The sequence below is a fragment of the Boseongicola sp. genome (genome assembly GCF_057460485.1).
Map to the genome: position 1 here is coordinate 1 of NZ_JBVCWP010000070.1, position 15,799 is coordinate 15,799.

At 57.7% G+C, this 15,799-nt stretch carries 15 protein-coding genes and 1 tRNA gene; 12 read left to right on the forward strand and 4 right to left on the reverse strand.

Translation table 11 applies throughout. The features are described from left to right. Positions 1-21: 21 nt before the first annotated feature. Both AC221Y_RS10260 and AC221Y_RS10265 read right to left on the reverse strand, forming a co-directional pair. A complete protein-coding gene (locus tag AC221Y_RS10260) occupies positions 22-1,596 on the reverse strand; it encodes a sensor histidine kinase (protein WP_486707286.1) in 1,575 nt (524 codons plus the stop codon). Then, on the reverse strand, positions 1,593-1,724 hold the full coding sequence (locus AC221Y_RS10265; protein ID WP_486707287.1) for a hypothetical protein: 132 nt from the start codon (positions 1,722-1,724) through the stop codon (positions 1,593-1,595). The genes AC221Y_RS10260 and AC221Y_RS10265 overlap by 4 nt, the downstream gene beginning before the upstream one ends. A gap of 432 nt (positions 1,725-2,156) precedes the next feature. Between AC221Y_RS10265 and AC221Y_RS10270 the strand changes: the two genes are divergently transcribed. The 6 genes from AC221Y_RS10270 (at position 2,157) to AC221Y_RS10295 (ending at position 8,717) form a co-directional block, all read left to right on the forward strand. Continuing rightward, complete coding sequence (locus AC221Y_RS10270) at positions 2,157-3,191, forward strand: rod shape-determining protein (protein ID WP_299753813.1); 1,035 nt, start codon at positions 2,157-2,159, stop codon at positions 3,189-3,191. Positions 3,192-3,262: 71 nt separating this feature from the next. Then, entirely contained in the window at positions 3,263-4,177 is a 915-nt protein-coding gene (gene mreC, locus AC221Y_RS10275; RefSeq protein WP_299753814.1) for a rod shape-determining protein MreC, read from the forward strand. Further along, positions 4,170-4,709, forward strand: coding sequence for a rod shape-determining protein MreD (locus AC221Y_RS10280; protein ID WP_299753815.1), 540 nt, complete (start codon positions 4,170-4,172; stop codon positions 4,707-4,709). Before mreC ends, AC221Y_RS10280 begins: the two co-directional genes overlap by 8 nt. After that, entirely contained in the window at positions 4,706-6,649 is a 1,944-nt protein-coding gene (mrdA, locus tag AC221Y_RS10285; protein WP_299753816.1) for a penicillin-binding protein 2, read from the forward strand. Before AC221Y_RS10280 ends, mrdA begins: the two co-directional genes overlap by 4 nt. After that, positions 6,646-7,791 (forward strand): rod shape-determining protein RodA, encoded by a 1,146-nt coding sequence (gene rodA / locus AC221Y_RS10290; RefSeq protein WP_299753817.1) that lies wholly within the window; start codon positions 6,646-6,648, stop codon positions 7,789-7,791. Before mrdA ends, rodA begins: the two co-directional genes overlap by 4 nt. Next, positions 7,788-8,717: a 2-hydroxyacid dehydrogenase gene (locus AC221Y_RS10295; protein WP_486707288.1), complete on the forward strand. Its 930-nt coding sequence runs from the start codon at positions 7,788-7,790 to the stop codon at positions 8,715-8,717. The genes rodA and AC221Y_RS10295 overlap by 4 nt, the downstream gene beginning before the upstream one ends. Positions 8,718-8,723: 6 nt before the next feature. Here the strand turns inward: AC221Y_RS10295 and AC221Y_RS10300 are convergent, their stop codons facing one another. After that, positions 8,724-9,506 (reverse strand): SseB family protein, encoded by a 783-nt coding sequence (locus tag AC221Y_RS10300; RefSeq protein WP_299753819.1) that lies wholly within the window; start codon positions 9,504-9,506, stop codon positions 8,724-8,726. After that, the gene (locus tag AC221Y_RS10305; protein WP_299753820.1) at positions 9,503-10,105 is read right to left on the reverse strand and encodes a uracil-DNA glycosylase family protein; all 603 of its coding nucleotides are present in this window, start codon (positions 10,103-10,105) and stop codon (positions 9,503-9,505) included. Before AC221Y_RS10305 ends, AC221Y_RS10300 begins: the two co-directional genes overlap by 4 nt. 79 nt (positions 10,106-10,184) lie before the next feature. Between AC221Y_RS10305 and AC221Y_RS10310 the strand changes: the two genes are divergently transcribed. The 6 genes from AC221Y_RS10310 to AC221Y_RS10335 all read left to right on the forward strand — a co-directional run bounded on the left by AC221Y_RS10310 (position 10,185) and on the right by AC221Y_RS10335 (position 15,695). Then, positions 10,185-10,535, forward strand: coding sequence for an ArsR/SmtB family transcription factor (locus tag AC221Y_RS10310; protein ID WP_299753821.1), 351 nt, complete (start codon positions 10,185-10,187; stop codon positions 10,533-10,535). Continuing rightward, positions 10,528-11,553, forward strand: a complete 1,026-nt coding sequence (locus tag AC221Y_RS10315) for a permease (protein ID WP_299753822.1) — start codon at positions 10,528-10,530, stop codon at positions 11,551-11,553. Before AC221Y_RS10310 ends, AC221Y_RS10315 begins: the two co-directional genes overlap by 8 nt. Before the next feature lie 70 nt (positions 11,554-11,623). Next, positions 11,624-12,889, forward strand: coding sequence for a Na+/H+ antiporter NhaA (locus AC221Y_RS10320; RefSeq protein ID WP_486707289.1), 1,266 nt, complete (start codon positions 11,624-11,626; stop codon positions 12,887-12,889). 343 nt (positions 12,890-13,232) lie between these two features. Further along, positions 13,233-13,895 carry an ABC transporter ATP-binding protein gene (locus AC221Y_RS10325; protein ID WP_299753824.1) on the forward strand — a complete coding sequence of 221 codons (663 nt, stop codon included), beginning with the start codon at positions 13,233-13,235 and terminating at the stop codon, positions 13,893-13,895. After that, positions 13,870-15,540, forward strand: coding sequence for a KpsE/RkpR family capsule polysaccharide export protein (locus tag AC221Y_RS10330; protein WP_486707290.1), 1,671 nt, complete (start codon positions 13,870-13,872; stop codon positions 15,538-15,540). Before AC221Y_RS10325 ends, AC221Y_RS10330 begins: the two co-directional genes overlap by 26 nt. Positions 15,541-15,620: 80 nt before the next feature. Beyond that, positions 15,621-15,695, forward strand: a tRNA-Gln gene (locus AC221Y_RS10335). The last annotated feature ends 104 nt before the right edge of the window (positions 15,696-15,799 follow it).

A 15,799-nucleotide genomic window follows, 5' to 3' on the forward strand; every position in this document is an offset into this window, starting at 1 on the left:
CAAAAAGGATGCGCGCGCTGTTCAGTCCGCCGCCAGCCCTTTATCTGCGGAGGTGCGCGAGGCTTGATCAAGCTCGACGACACACGTCGCACCGCCGTTTTCCTGCGCCTCCGCGGCAAGCCGGCCTCCGAAATCTTCCACTATATTGAACGAGATCGAAAGCCCCAGACCAAGGCCATGCCCGGGCGCCTTCGTCGTAAAGAAAGGATCAAAGAGTGGGCCGATAATGTCGTCTGAGATGCCAGGACCACGGTCGGCGACCGTTACCCTCAGTCTTTCCGGTGAAATATCCTCGATCTGGATGTCGATGTGCGGTGTCTTCACACGATCCATCGCATCAAGGGCATTTGACAGCAGGTTCACAAAGACCTGCTGGAGCCGAAGCCGTCCGCCGATCACCCAGATGGGGTCGTTTGGAGGGACGTAGTCGATGACTGCATGTGCCGCGCGCAGCCGGGTGCCCATCAGCTCGATTGCGTCATCCAGCACAAGGAAAATATCGACAAGACCCACAGTGTCTTTAGGGCGGCGCGCAAAGTTCCGCAGGTGCCCGGACAAGGCAGCCATACGGTCAGCCATTTTTGAAATCCGCGTCACGTTTTCGCGGGCGTCACTCACACGATTGCGGTCGAGAAACGTCGCCGCGTTTTCAGCGTAAGCCTTCATAGCCATTAGAGTTTGATTGATCTCATGGCTGAGGGCCGCCGACATCTGACCCAAAGCCGCAAGTTTGCTGGCCTGAATAGGCCCCTTTTGCGTACTCCGAAAGCGTTCTTCGGTCGCGGTGCGCTCGGCCACTTCAAGCTTCAACTGGGCGTTGGCCGTATTGAGGTCAGACGTGCGTTGCTCCATGCGCTGTTCAAGCACCTCATTTGCGCGCTCCTGTTCTTCCATTCGCTCGCGCGTCCGGTGGCGGCGTTGCAAGACGATTGCGGCGGAAAGAACGGTGAGCAGAATTAAAAGCCCCGCCAGCGAAAACACAAAAACCGCCTGTGTGCGGGCAGGGCCTGCAGGTGTCAGGTGCAAGGCCTTCCAGCCGACATCCGGCAGGACCTGCGCACTGAGCACGAAGTCTTCGCCGTCGATGGAGATCAATTCAAACGAACTGTTGATCGCCGTGCGTTCAACATCAAGCCGAAGCAAGCGGTCCAGCGGATACTGGCGTGTTTCGGCGATCAAATTGAAGACTTCGCCCCGAAGTGGCGCCAGCGTTCTGAAATGCCAGTCTTCCCGGTTTGACATAAAGATGATGTCGGAAAGGTCGGTTACGATAATGTCACTGGCGCCGCCGCTCCAGGCTTCTTCAAAGGGCTTCACGTTGAACTTGATCGCAATGACTCCAAGGATACGCCTGTTGTCCATGACCGGGGCGGCGAAGAAATACCCGCGCTCGCCACTTGTGGTGCCCATCGCGAGATAACGCCCAAGACCACCTTCCACGGCCTGCACGAAATAGGGACGATAGTCGAAGCTGCGCCCGACAAATGAGCGCTCTTTGCGATAAGAACTCGCAGCGATTGTGGTGCCGCCAATATCCATAAGATAGACGTCGAAGAGCCCAAGGCTCATCGCAGTCAGGCGCAGTTGCTCGTTCACAAAGGGTAGAGGCCCTGATTGGTGGGCTCTTTCAGCAGGCTGATCAGGCTTTGACGTTCCGCCAGAAGTTTCGGCAAGGGCTGAAAGCGATCAAGCGCCGCATCGAGACCTTCAACAGCGATTCGCAAAGTTGCTTCGCCTTGAGCGCCCGCGCGCTCCAAAAACACCCGCTCAAGCTTGGGCAGGGCGGCAATCCCCGCCAACAGGCAGAGGGCTATTCCCGTGATCCCGGTGAGAATCGTCCGACACTGTCGATCCGACTATGTGCCACAACCTGCCATAAAGAACCTATGCCCGGTCCTTTATGTCTTGCCCAGAGGGGCGCTTACGCCGCGTCGCAGAAAAGGCGGTCGCGAATTGTTCTCTATTCGGTCACAATGGTGCCGATATTTAGGGTTTGATATAGAATCGAAGTTAATCAAATAAGGCAGCAGCGGCAGAATTGCGCCGGTTGGAGCGATCTATCCCTTTCGGAGCGCCGGGGCTGAGCCTATAACACAAGAGTCCGCCAACAGGCACATTCAGGCGGGCCAACAAACGAATGGATTGGGGCACCGAACATGGCCTTTGGCGGTTTGTTTTCCACGGATATGGCGATCGACCTCGGAACGGCGAATACTCTTGTCTATGTAAAGGGCAGGGGTATCATTCTGAACGAGCCATCGGTGGTGGCGTATCATGTAAAGGACGGCCAGAAGACAGTTCTGGCTGTGGGCACGGATGCCAAATTGATGCTGGGTCGCACGCCCGGTTCGATTGAGGCGATCCGGCCAATGCGCGAAGGCGTGATCGCCGATTTTGACGTCGCCGAGGCGATGATCAAGGCGTTCATCCGCAAAGTTCACAAGCGAACGACATTCTCAAAGCCGAAGGTGATTGTTTGCGTTCCACACGGTGCAACTCCCGTTGAAAAGCGCGCGATCCGCCAGTCGGTTTTGTCGGCTGGTGCGCGACGCGCGGGTCTTATTGCTGAACCGATTGCAGCCGCGATTGGTGCCGGCATGCCGATCACGGATCCGACGGGTAATATGGTTGTCGACATTGGTGGCGGTACGACAGAGGTGGCCGTGCTGTCGCTTGGCGATATCGTTTACGCGCGGTCTGTGCGCGTGGGTGGCGACCGGATGGACGAAGCGATTATCAGCTATCTGCGACGCCAGCATAACCTGTTGATCGGGGAGCAGACGGCAGAGCGCATTAAGACATCTATCGGCACAGCGCGTATGCCCGACGATGGTCGCGGACAGTCGATGCAAATCCGCGGACGTGATTTGTTGAACGGCGTGCCAAAAGAAACCGAGATCAATCAGGCACAGGTGGCCGAAGCTTTGGCCGAACCTGTGCAGCAGATTTGCGAAGCGGTTATGACGGCCCTTGAAGCGACACCTCCCGATTTGGCGGCCGATATTGTCGATCGTGGTGTTATGCTGACCGGCGGTGGCGCACTTTTGGGTGAGCTTGATTTGGCATTGCGCGAACAGACAGGACTTGCGGTCAGCGTGGCTGACGAGTCTCTAAATTGCGTGGCATTGGGCACCGGCAAGGCGCTCGAGTACGAAAAACAACTGCGGCACGTGATTGATTACGACAGTTAACATACTCGGGGTTCCGAGTTTTCCACAGATCGTGGTAGTCTCGCACCCCGGGGGACGGACCAGGAAACGACGTGGCACGCCAAAGCGGTTCATCTGAGGAATTTGCACGCCCCCTTCGACGGTTTTTCGTCGGTGGGCTGGTGCTGATTCTATTCGCTGTCTTCGTTTTGTGGCGGATCGACAGCCCGCGCGCCGAGCGCTTTCGCGCCGCTTTGGTTGATGCCGTGGTTCCTCAAATGGATTGGGCTTTTGTGCCGGTCACCAAGACCGTCGAACTGGTCGAGGGCGTGCAGTCCTACGCGCGACTACAGCAGCAAAACCAAGATTTGCGTCGCGAATTACAGCAGATGAAGGCCTGGAAAGAAGCCGCTCTTCAGCTTGAACAAGAGAATGCCAAGCTTCTTGATCTGAACAAAGTGCGACTTGATCCGGCGCTGACCGTGGTCACCGGACAGGTGCTTGCCGACAGTGGCTCGCCGTTCCGCCAATCAATTTTGCTGAACGTCGGCGCGGGACGAGACGGGATCAAGGACGGCTGGGCGGTAACGGACGGGTTAGGGCTTGTCGGGCGGATTTCCGGCGTTGGGCAACGATCCAGCCGCGTGTTGCTTTTGACCGACAGCGCAAGCCGCGTGCCGGTTACGATCCAACCTTCCGGCCAGCAAGGGATGCTGTCGGGCGACAATTCGACCCTGCCCGTGCTTGAATTCATCGAAGAACCTGAAGAGGTCCGCCCGGGTGACCGGGTTGTGTCATCTGGTGACGGCGGCGTATTCCCGTCCGGGCTTTTGGTTGGGAGCGTCGTCTTATCGCGTGACGGTCGATTGCGTCTGCGTCTTTCGGCCGATTACGAGCGGTTGGAATTTTTACGGGTCCTGCGCAGCCGTCCAGCCGAAGTCATTGGGGGAGACGCCGCGTTGATCGGTCCGCTTTTACCAGAAGCTGCGGCCATGATGCCTGCCAGCGAGGACTTGAGTGATGGCTGAAATCACCCATGCCGGTCGCTGGACGTATCGGGGTGTGTTTCTCGCCCTTGCCGCACTTGTTGTATTTGCAAAACTGCTGCCGCTTCACCCTGGTCCCGGTCGCTTCCCGGGGCCGGATATTCTTGTGCTTATGGCCTGTGCATGGATCGTCCGGCGGCCCGACTATCTGCCGGTGGCGATGGTGGCGGCGGTTTTTTTGATAGCTGACATGCTTTTCATGCGCCCGCCTGGGCTTTGGACCGCTTTGGCGGTGATCGGACTTGAGGCATTGCGGCGCCGGTCTTTTATGCTGCGTGACAGCGGATTTTTAACGGAATGGCTGACTGTTTCGGCCATTATTACCGCTATGTTCCTTGCAAATACCTTGGTCCTCGCGGTTTTTGTTGTCGATCAGCCGGGCCTTGGTCTGACGTTGATACGCCTCATTACCACACTTCTTGTTTATCCGATCGTTGTCGTTCTTGCAGCCCGCGCCATAGGGATTAGAAAGATTGCACCGGGCGAAGTTGACCGTTTGGGGCACAGGCAATGAAAAAGTCATCGAAAGAAACTGAGGAAAGCGCGGGCCGGGTGACCCGTCGCGGTCTTGTTTTGGCCGGGCTTCAGCTGGGGTTCATGTCTGTTCTCGGCCTACGGATGCGTCAGATGCAGGTCGAAGAGGCCGATAACTACCGCCTTCTCGCGGAAGAGAATCGGGTGAACATGCGCCTTATCCCGCCGTCGCGCGGGATCATATATGATCGCAACGGCGTGCCGATCGCCACCAACACGCAGAACTACCGCATCGTTATTGTGCGCGAAGACGTCCCGAATGTAGACGAGACCATCGCGAAGTTGCGCCAACTCGTGACTTTGGACGAAGATGAGCTGGAGAAATCGCTGCGCGAGATGTACCGACGCAGTCCATTTGTTCCAGTGACGATTGCGGATCGGTTGTCTTGGGAAGATGTCGCCGAAGTCGCGGTCAATGCGCCCGCGCTTCCGGGTGTCACGCCGGACGTCGGGCTGTCACGAGAGTATCCGCTTGGCGCGGATTTTGCCCACATCGTTGGCTATGTCGGACCGGTCAGTGACTATGATCTGTCTAAGCTTCAAAGCCCTGATCCTCTTTTGCAGATACCGAAATTCCAGATTGGAAAAATCGGCGTCGAGACAAAGCTTGAGGCCGAATTGCGCGGTCGGGCCGGCACCAAGCGCATCGAAGTGAATGCCGCCGGGCGCGTCATGCGTGAACTGGGCCGCGAAGAGTATACACCCGGCACCGACCTGCAGCTGACAATTGATCACGGGCTGCAGAATTTTGCGCAGGCAAGGCTTGCGACTGAAAGCGCTGGTGCCGTCGTGATAGATATCGAGACCGGCGATCTGGTCGCTATGGCATCCTCGCCATCTTTTGATCCTGATCTTTTTGTGCGCGGGATTTCGACAAAAAATTACAGCTTGTTAACCGAAAACAAGTATCGCCCGCTGTTCAATAAGGCGGTTCAGGGGCTTTATCCTCCGGGGTCTACGTTCAAAATGATGACTGGGCTTGCCGCCCTTCGTCACAACGTCATTGGCCCCAAGGAGACCGTCTGGTGTCCCGGGTACATGGCGTTCGGCGGCCGCCGGTTCCACTGCTGGAAGCGCGGTGGGCACGGTCGGGTCGATCTTGATACGGCGATTACGCAGTCGTGCGACGTCTATTTCTATGAAGCAGCCCAACGCACCGGGATCGATAATCTGGCAGCTCTTTGCCACGAGTTTGGCTTGGGTGAGCGCTTTGATTTGCCCTTATCGGCTGTGCGAGAAGGCATCGTACCGTCGACCAAATGGAAAGCTCAGGTCCGGGGAGAGCAGTGGTTCCCTGGCGAAACGCTGAATACAGCGATCGGGCAGGGCGATGTGCTGACCTCGCCGCTTCAGCTTGCGGTGATGACCGCGCGGATCGCGAGCGGGAAAGCGGTGATGCCCGGGCTGGTGAAGTCGATCAATGGGGTCGACAAACCGATTGAAGCTCCCGCACCGCTGAGCGTCAATTCCGGGCATCTGCGGATTATCCAGCAGGCGATGTACAACGTTTCGAACGGCCGTCGCGGCACCGCGCGCCGCTCACGTATCGTGACCGAGGGCTTCGAGATGGCGGCCAAAACCGGCACAAGCCAGGTGCGCAACATCTCAGCGGCGGAACGCGCGCGCGGAGTTGTGCGCAACGATCAACTCCCATGGGAGCGCCGCGACCACGGGGTGTTTGTCGCCTATGCGCCTTTTGATAAGCCGAAGTATGCGATTTCGCTGATTGTCGAACATGGTGGAGGTGGCTCTAGCGCAGCTGCCCCGCCAGCGCGCGATATATTGCTCTATGCGCTGTATGGCGATGTTCCGCCGCTTGAAGCCTACCCAAGCGATCAGCGTGAGAGGATCAAAACGATGTTGTCGGAGCTTCCGCTCCGTCCACGCCAAGAGCCTCCGAAAGCACCGAGCCGCGCATGAGTTATCTTGAGTATAAGGTCCAGACAGTCCCCTCAGGGGCGCGCAAGATACTGCATGCGAACTGGGCTATTGCTTTGCTGCTGACGGCGGTGGCATGCGTGGGTTTCTTGATGCTGACGTCGGTGGCGGGCGGTGAAACTGGCCGTTGGGCCGAGCCGCAGATGAAGCGCTTCGCGCTTGGATTTATCGTGATGTTGACGGTCGGTATGGTGCCGATTTGGTTCTGGCGCAATATGTCCGGGCTTGCCTATCTTGGGGCGCTTGGTTTGCTTTTGCTTGTCGAATTCTTCGGAACGGTCGGCATGGGTGCCCAACGCTGGATCGACCTTGGCTTTATGCGTTTGCAGCCCTCTGAAGTGATGAAAATCGCCCTCGTGATGATCTTGGCCGCCTATTACGACTGGTTGCCGATGTCGAAGGTCTCGCGCCCGTTTTGGGTTCTGGCGCCGGTTGGCCTGATCTTGATGCCAACGGCTTTGGTTTTGAAACAGCCGGACCTTGGCACGGCCATCCTCTTGGTCGCAGGCGGCGGTATTGTGATGTTCTGCGCCGGTGTGTCGTGGTGGTATTTCATCGCCGTCATTGCGGCTGGAGTGGGCCTGGTGGCCGCCATTTTCTCGTCACGCGGCACGGATTGGCAGCTATTGAAGGACTACCAGTTCCGCCGCATTGACACTTTTCTTGACCCGTCGATGGACCCTTTGGGGGCAGGCTATCACATCACCCAGTCGAAGATTGCGCTTGGGTCCGGTGGTTGGGCTGGCAAAGGCTTTATGCAAGGCACGCAGTCGCGGCTAAACTTTCTTCCCGAAAAGCACACCGATTTTATCTTCACGACGCTTGCCGAAGAATTTGGATTTATCGGCGGGTTCTCCCTTCTTGTCCTCTACGGGTTGATCATCCTGTTTTGCGTCGCGTCCGCGATCCAAAATTCCGACCGGTTCGGAGCACTTTTGACGCTGGGCGTGGCGGCAACGTTGTTCCTGTTTTTCGCAGTCAATATGTCGATGGTCATGGGGCTTGTACCCGTCGTCGGCGTTCCCCTGCCCCTGGTAAGTTTTGGAGGCTCCGCCATGCTGGTTTTGATGGGGGCATTCGGGCTTGTTCAGTCTGCGCATATTCATAGGCCGCGAAGCCGATGATCACCGTCCTCTTTGCAGCACCCGACCGGGACTGGGATGAATTTTCGCAGGCATTGCGCGATGCATTTGCGGCGGCCGAATTAGAGGTCAATCTGGTAGGCGAAGCCGACCCGCTTGAAGTCGACTACATCGTTTACGCGCCGACAGGATGGCTGAAGGATTTCACCCCCTACAGGCGGCTTAAGGGCGTTCAAAGCCTCTGGGCTGGGGTGGAAAAGATCGTTGGCAACGAAACTCTCCACGCACCTCTTGCGCGGATGGTGGATTTCGGGCTGCGCGAGGGGATGGTCGAATATTGCGTGGGGCATGTGCTGCGCCATCATCTGGGTATGGACCTTGATATCTGTCGAAGCGATACGAACTGGGCGGTTCACGTGCCGCCCCTTGCACGCGACAGGTCGGTCACAATCCTTGGATTGGGCGCATTGGGTGCGGCGGTTGCCGAGGCTTTGGCGGCGCTCAATTTCAAAGTCACAGGCTGGAGCAGACGCCAAAAAGACCTAGCGGGCGTGCGCTGTCTGGCCGGGCAAGAGGGTCTCGATGAAGCGCTGCGGGCGGGTGAGATTGTGGTTCTTCTGCTGCCGCAAACGCCGGAAACGGACAATGTTTTGGATGCCAAGCGATTGGCGCTGTTGCCAGCCGGGGCCTGTATTATCAATCCAGGCCGTGGCCCGTTGATTGACGATGATGCGCTTTTGGCGGCGTTGGGCCGTGGTCAGGTCGCCCACGCAACGCTTGATGTTTTCCGTATCGAGCCTTTGCCCAAGGATCATCCCTTTTGGGCGCATCCACAGGTCACCGTGACGCCGCATATTGCCTCCGACACGCGACCGGCCAGCGCGGCCCGGCTTGTGGCGGACAATATCGGTCGTTCAGAGGCGGGCTTGCCGATGTTGCATGTCGTGGATCGCGGCGCCGGATACTAAGCTGCTTTATTTAAGGCGGGGTGGCGTGTTGGGGTCCATGCCGGGTGCGCCGGGCGCTCTCGCCTGTACGGCCTCGGGCAAATCAAATCGCAGACCAGCCTTTGCAAGCTTTGCCGCCATTGGGTCGCTGGCGGTAAAGAAAGCTACGTCAATTTCGCCCGCATCCAGCCCGGAAAATACAAGCGCTTCGCGGGCGGCGCCGGCAAGGGTCGCCTCTGCGCCCGCAAGCGTGTCGATGAAAGCAAGCATGTGGCTGCGCTGACCACTTTTGTAGGTCACGGTCGTCAGGTACGCGAACCGGGCAAGGCCTGCGGCCTGCGCCAGTTTCGTATCAAGGCCGGTGATCAGACGTTCCGGCAATCCAACCGGTGCGCCGATTTCTTCCGGCGTCTCGGCGACTTCTTCGGGGCTGTCGCCAAGCGTCTGATGCAGCCACGACACGGCAGCAGCCGGAATGATGATCGACGAAGGCGCCACCCCAAGGTTAACGCCAAGCCCGATGTCCTGTCCGTTAAGCATATCCGTCAGGCTGCGCCCCGAAAGCGCGGCATAGGGTGCGGGCCCCTCGGCGAAATCGGTTAGGCGATATTCCCGGTCAAACACAAGCACGAGCCGGACGTCTTCTGTTTCAAACAAGCGCGGCTCGATCTGGTCGCCCTCGGCTTCCTTCTCTAACAGAATGAACAACTCGCTGTCGGCAAGGCGTTCGTAGAACGCAAGGCGCGCGGTGTCGTCATCCGGGCTGGCCTCCATCGCGATGTGGGCTGTGTCGAGTGCGGTGTGGGTCATAACAGGGCCTTTTGAACGCGAGAACGAAGGACAGGGAGAAGATCGGTCTCAAACCAGGGATTGGCCTTTAGCCAAGCGGTGTTGCGCCAGCTTGGGTGAGGGAGTGGGATGGCACTCGGCAAGTGATCTTGCCAATTCTGGACAGTCCCGGTGACATTTGAAGCCTTATCCGCGCCAAGGTGCCATTTTTGCGCATACCCGCCGATCAGGAGCGTCAGGCGCAGATCGGTAAGGTGATCCATGATCTGCGAGCGCCAAGTTTTTGCGCAGATCGCAGGTGGGGGAAGGTCTGATCCCGTCGTTGAATAGCCCGGAAAGCAAAAAGCCATCGGGACAATCGCAATACGCGACCTGTCGTAAAACGCTTCGGCGTCAATGGCGAGCCAGTCGCGCAGTCGATCACCCGATCGGTCCTGAAACGGAATACCTGCCTCGTGAACCTTTGTGCCGGGGGCCTGGCCGGCGATCAGAATGCGCGCGCTTTTCTCAAACCACACAATAGGGCGTGGCGTATGGTGCGTGGCGGTCGCGGCAAATCTGTCGGCGCAAATGGCGCAGCCCGATAGGTCGTCTTTAAGAGAAGTGAATGCGGCGCTCATGAGGGACGACCTAGCGCTGTCGACGATGGACGTCCATTGGCACTTGACTTTATTTCGTTAATTCTAGAAATATAGAAATATGAAACATGAAAATACCGCATCCCTTGATGTCACGCGGGCAGCGTCGACATTTGCCGCCCTTGGATCCGAGCAGCGATTGCACGTGTTGCGCGTTTTGGTGCGCGCGGGCCCGGAAGGGCTAACAATCGGCGAGCTTGGGGCACGGTCCGGCGTCACGGGGTCGACGCTGACGCATCATATGAAAATCCTGGCAGCGGCCGGCCTTGTGGATCAAAAGCGGCGGGGCCGGCAGATTATTTGTATCGGCGTCGATTTCGCGCGGATGCAGGATATTGCCGCGTTTCTTTTGAAAGAATGTTGCGCAGATAGCCCTCAGCCACACGACACGCATGAGGCAAACCATGGCTGAAACCACGCAAACCCCCGCACCCCGCTGGAAAATTGACCGCGTCTGGTGCTTTGTTCTGGCGCTTCCCTTTGTCATCGCCGTGTTTGATCCGGTCCAGGCAATCGAGACGTTTCGCTTCGCCCTTGAGGCGATGGGGCAGACCGGAATATTCATTGGATTTGCGGTTCTGGCAATCGGATATCTTAAGGCGAGCGGCGCGGAAGCATTGCTTGCGAAGGCCTTTGAGGGTCGCGAGCGCCGCATGATCGTTATGGCGGCTTTGCTTGGTGGACTGTCACCGTTTTGCTCCTGCGAAGTCATTCCGTTCATTGCCGCCTTGCTTGCGGTCGGCGCGCCGTTGTCGGCGGTGATGGCGTTTTGGTTATCGTCACCGTTGATGGACCCGGCGATGTTTTTCATAACGGCCGGAACCTTGGGCATGCCGTTTGCAGTTGCTAAAACCGTGTCTGCCGTCGGGTTGGGCCTTTTAGGCGGCGCCACGGTGTATCTGTTTGCGCAATCACCCGTCTTTGCCGATCCGCTGCGTCCAAAGCAGCAGTCCGGGTGCTGCGGATGTGGGCCGTCCCCCTTCAGTGGCGCGGTTGAGTGGCGGTTCTGGGGCGAGGCCGACCGTAGGGCAGTGTTCCGCGATACTGTTGTCGAGAACGCGCTTTTCCTCGGAAAATGGTTGCTTTTGGCTTACATGCTTGAGGCTCTGATGCTGCGCTATATCCCGTCTGAATGGATCGCCGGATTCTTAGGTGGACAGGGGGTCTGGCCCGTCGTCATGGGCGCATTGGTGGGCGCGCCTGCCTATCTAAACGGCTATGCGGCTGTGCCGCTGGTCGATGCGCTGTTGGCACAAGGAATGGCGCCTGGCGCAGCCATGTCGTTCGTTTTGGCAGGAGGTGTCAGTTGTATTCCGGCCGCCGTCGCCGTCTGGGCCTTGGTTAAGCCGCGGGTATTTATGGCCTATCTTGCGATCGCTCTTGTCGGCTCGGTTCTTGCCGGTTTGGTGTGGAGCGCAAGTGTGATGTGATGTAGCACTCCTATTGCCCTATCGTTTTTGGCATGGTCTATCATGTTGAAAAAGAACGGGGGGCCCCCGGATGTATCGCGTCTGGAGCTTTGTTACCGACTATTCGCTGATGCTGATTTTAGGCGCGCTCATCGCGCTGGTCTGGGCGAATACAGATGCATCAAGTTATTCCCACTTCGTCGACTTTGAGTTTGCCCACGATTTTTTCATCGGTCATCCCCATATTGATGAAGCGGGGCGTGTCGAATACCGGTCTCTGACGCTTCATTATCTTGTGAATGACGTGTTGATGGCGTTCTTCTTTGCCATTGCCGCCAAGGAAGTCTGGGAAGCGGTGATCCTGAAAAACGGCTCACTTCGCGGCAAAAAGGTTGCGACGCCTTTGATTGCGACGGTTGGCGGGATGGTTGGTCCCATCACCGTCTTTCTTGGACTGGCCGCATTTCTTGGGTCTGACGTTTATGACGCGGTTGCCAACGGCTGGGCAATTCCGACCGCAACGGACATCGCGTTCAGCTACCTAGTCGGACGGATTGTCTTTGGTGCGGGCCATCCTGCGGTGCGGTTCTTGTTGTTGCTGGCCATTGCCGATGACGCGGCTGGCTTGATTATTCTGGCGGTCTTTTATCCGCTTGAAACGCTCGTCCCTGCGTGGCTTTTGCTGTCTCTTGCTGCGGCGATCGGCGTTTACGGTCTCTTTAACCGGTTGCCACGGAAGATGGACCACGGCGACCAGCTCCGCAAAAAATCGACATGGGTGCGCGAGAAACTGAGCTTCTGGCCGTATCTGATTGCCGGTTGCCTGAGTTGGTATGGCTTTCAGGAAAGTGGTCTGCAACCCGCGCTGGGCCTTTTACCGATTGTGCCGACATTGCCCCACGCGGATCGTGCTTTCGGCCTCTTCAGCGAGGCCGAGCGTTATCTGACCGATCTATTGAACCACTGCGAGCATATCCTGAAGTATCCGGTCGAGATTTTGTTGTTCTTCTTTGGTCTGGTGAATGCCGGCGTCGAATTCTCCTCGATCTCGGAGCCAACTTGGCTGGTCCTGGCAGGCCTAATGATCGGGAAGCCTTTGGGCATCTTTCTGTTTGGCTATATCGCGGCGCATCCGATGAAGCTTGGGCTGCCGCAAGGAATGCGGACGATTGATCTGTTTGTGATCGGCTGCGCCGCGTCAGTTGGCTTCACGGTGTCACTCTTTATCGCGACGGTCGCGCTCCCGCCGGGAGATGTGCAGGATGCTGCCAAGATGGGGGCTTTATTCAGTTTCGGTGCTGCGATTGTTGCGGTTATCGCCGGGATCGTGACACGGGTGCAGAAAGTCTCGCATTGAGCGTTGTGGCGGCAATGCGCGATGAGGCTTGGGCGATTTCGGCTGAAAATCGCCCAGGGTCCTGATTTCGACGCGACACCATAACCGAGATCACACCCGTAAAACGCCAGGTGTTTGGCCCCACGAATGTTGCCCATGTCGCGAAAGTCTCTGAATTCATTATACTTCCATGGAGCAGGTGACTGTGTCTGCGCGCACCCACCGCCGTCGTATCTGAGCAAGACACGAAACGGTGATTCCCTTTGGGCGAAAGCTCCGCCATAATGTCGCCAAAGGGCCATGAAAGGTCTGGCAGGACAACAGAGTTAACTGTTGGTAAATTGGGGCATCGGCGGATCGTCGGATGATCGAGTTCAGGAACGTCAGCAAGTCCTTTTGGACGGGCGAACGGCGCAAGGTCATTCTTGACCAGGCGAGCTTTCGTATTGAGCTGGGCACATCTCTTGGCATCCTTGCACCGAACGGTACCGGCAAGACCACATTGATCAACATGATGTGTGGGCTGGAAAAGCCTGACGAGGGCGAGATCATCCGCCGCTCGCGTATTTCGTTCCCGCTTGGGTTCATGGGAGGCATCATCGGTAAGCTTTCCGCTATGGAAAACGCGCGCTACATCGCGCGGCTTTACGGCAAAGATCCCGACTACCTCGAGGCCTTCTGCCGCTGGGTATGTGGGCTGGAAGAATATTTCGACATGCCGGTTGGCACCTACAGTTCGGGGATGCGCGGTCGGTTCAGCTTTGCGCTTTTGCTTGCTCTGGATTTCGACATCTACCTGATCGACGAAGGCATGCCCGGCACCACGGACGTCGAGTTCAATCGCAAGGCTGGAATGATTCTACGCGAGCGCTTGAAGACTGCCACGGTCGTTATCGTGTCCCACCAGGCGGAGACGCTGGAAAAATTCTGCAAATCGGCGGCGGTTCTAAGGAACGGCTCGCTTCACATGTTTGACTCGCTGGAAGAGGCAAGAGAGCTCTATGACTACGAAGCCCAAAGCGCCTAAATTTCGCATCCGCCGCGACGCCAGTGCAACGCCACAGCAAGCGGGCTATGACATGCCGTTTGCGCCGGGTGACGACGGCTTCGGGGATCAGGCCTTTCCTGGTTCTGCAAGGGCCGAGTCTGAAACCGTTGCGAGCGACGAAGGCATTGCGGAAATTCGCCGCGAAGGTCTGACGGGGCGGCAGCTTCGGATGGCGCGGCGTCTGGCACAGAAAAACGGCCTTTCGCCAAAATCAGATTTTGACGCAGTGCGACTTTTGCGGGCGCGGGGCATTGATCCTTTTGATCGTGCAAATATGCTTGAACTGGTCACGGCGAAACCCAATTCGAAGCGCACCCCAAGTGCGCAGACCCCAACCGGTGAGGCGCCCCGTGCACGGTCAAAACCCACGGCCAACCCGCAGGGCGCGCCGAAGTCCAAGCCAAATGATATGGTCAAAAACTTACCCCAAAAGGTCGACGCTGATGCCAAGCTGCCCGGCGCACCTGCGTCGGATGCTGGGTTCCAGATGCATGAGTTGGAGCGCATCCAGCGCGATATCGTGCGTCGCCGTCGCCGAAACCTGGTCTTCCTTGCGACGCGCCTGGCGGTTTTTGTATTTTTGCCGACGTTTCTTGCGGGGATATATTTCGCGTTTGTGGCCACGCCAAGCTACGCGACAAAGTCCGAGTTCATTGTCCAGCAGGCGGACGCTGCGGGGCCGTCTCCTGGGCTTTTGGGCGGCACCTCGATGGCGACCAGCCAGGACTCGATCATGGTTCAGGACTTCCTGACCTCGCGTGAAGCCATGGGTAAACTGAACGAAGATCACGACTATCGCGGCCACTTCAGTGCCGAGACTGTCGACGTGATCCAGCGACTGCCGGTCGATGCCTCAAACGAGGACGTGTTCTCGCATTACAGCAACAACGTAGTTGTGGGGTACGACCCGTCGGAGGGCGTGTTACGGATGGAGGTCTCAGCACTGAGCCCAGAGATGAGCCGCGTGTTTTCCGAGGCGCTGATCAGCTACGCCGAGGCGCGCGTTGACAGTGTGACCGACCGCAAGCGCGGAGATCAGATGCGTGGGTCACGCGAAAGCTTTGACGAAGCCGAAGCCAAGATGGTGGCCGCGCAGGAGCGTGTTCTGACCCTGCAGGAGCAGCTTGGAGTTATGGACCCGGCGTCGGAAACAGCCGCTCTAATGAGCCAGATCAGCAATTTCGAAATTCAGTTCGCGGAGAAGCGCCTTCAGTTACAGCAGCTACTCGATAATGCGGAGCCAAACGCGGCGCGTGTGGCCGGAGTCGAGGGCGATATCGGACGTTTGTCTGACCTGATCGGGGACCTTCGGCTTCAGATGACGTCGGAAATTGGGTCGCAGGGGTCATTGGCGTCTATTTCAGCGCGGCTGCGTATGGCCGAAGTCGATCTTGAGACGCGCACAATGATGATGCAGGAATCGCTGCAATCCATGGAAGCCGCGCGGATTGAAGCGATGCGTCAGGTGCGTTTCCTGTCGATCGGCGTGGCACCGATCCCGCCTGACGAGCCAACATATCCACGAGTTTTCGAGAACACGCTGATCACCTTGCTGATCATGTCGGCGATATATCTTCTGGTCTCGCTGACAGCCGCGGTGCTGCGCGAGCAGGTGTCAAGTTAGGTTAGGTTTGCTTGGCTGAGGTTTTTCCGTATCCGGGCCTTGCACTGGGCAATGTCTCTGAGTAAGTAACGCCAGCTTGTTGGGGTGTAGCCAAGTGGTAAGGCAACGCTTTTTGGTAGCGTGTACCGTAGGTTCGAATCCTACCACCCCAGCCAGGCAGTCCATCCTTTCCGACCATTTCGAGAGCCTGCGGCAATTGCCCCGACATTCCGAGCAGTTAGGCCGATGACGTTCTGCTTAAGGCGTCTCCGGGACGCGG

Coding starts and splice junctions, on each gene's coding strand:
- AC221Y_RS10270 (WP_299753813.1), top strand. CDS start 2,157: ATGGCCTTTGGCGGTTTGTTTTCCACGGATATGGCGATCGACCTCGGA.
- AC221Y_RS10310 (WP_299753821.1), top strand. CDS start 10,185: ATGAAACATGAAAATACCGCATCCCTTGATGTCACGCGGGCAGCGTCG.
- rodA (WP_299753817.1), top strand. CDS start 6,646: ATGAGTTATCTTGAGTATAAGGTCCAGACAGTCCCCTCAGGGGCGCGC.
- AC221Y_RS10295 (WP_486707288.1), top strand. CDS start 7,788: ATGATCACCGTCCTCTTTGCAGCACCCGACCGGGACTGGGATGAATTT.
- mrdA (WP_299753816.1), top strand. CDS start 4,706: ATGAAAAAGTCATCGAAAGAAACTGAGGAAAGCGCGGGCCGGGTGACC.
- AC221Y_RS10330 (WP_486707290.1), top strand. CDS start 13,870: ATGACTACGAAGCCCAAAGCGCCTAAATTTCGCATCCGCCGCGACGCC.
- AC221Y_RS10320 (WP_486707289.1), top strand. CDS start 11,624: ATGTATCGCGTCTGGAGCTTTGTTACCGACTATTCGCTGATGCTGATT.
- AC221Y_RS10300 (WP_299753819.1), bottom strand. CDS start 9,506: ATGACCCACACCGCACTCGACACAGCCCACATCGCGATGGAGGCCAGC.
- AC221Y_RS10305 (WP_299753820.1), bottom strand. CDS start 10,105: ATGAGCGCCGCATTCACTTCTCTTAAAGACGACCTATCGGGCTGCGCC.
- AC221Y_RS10325 (WP_299753824.1), top strand. CDS start 13,233: ATGATCGAGTTCAGGAACGTCAGCAAGTCCTTTTGGACGGGCGAACGG.
- AC221Y_RS10280 (WP_299753815.1), top strand. CDS start 4,170: ATGGCTGAAATCACCCATGCCGGTCGCTGGACGTATCGGGGTGTGTTT.
- AC221Y_RS10315 (WP_299753822.1), top strand. CDS start 10,528: ATGGCTGAAACCACGCAAACCCCCGCACCCCGCTGGAAAATTGACCGC.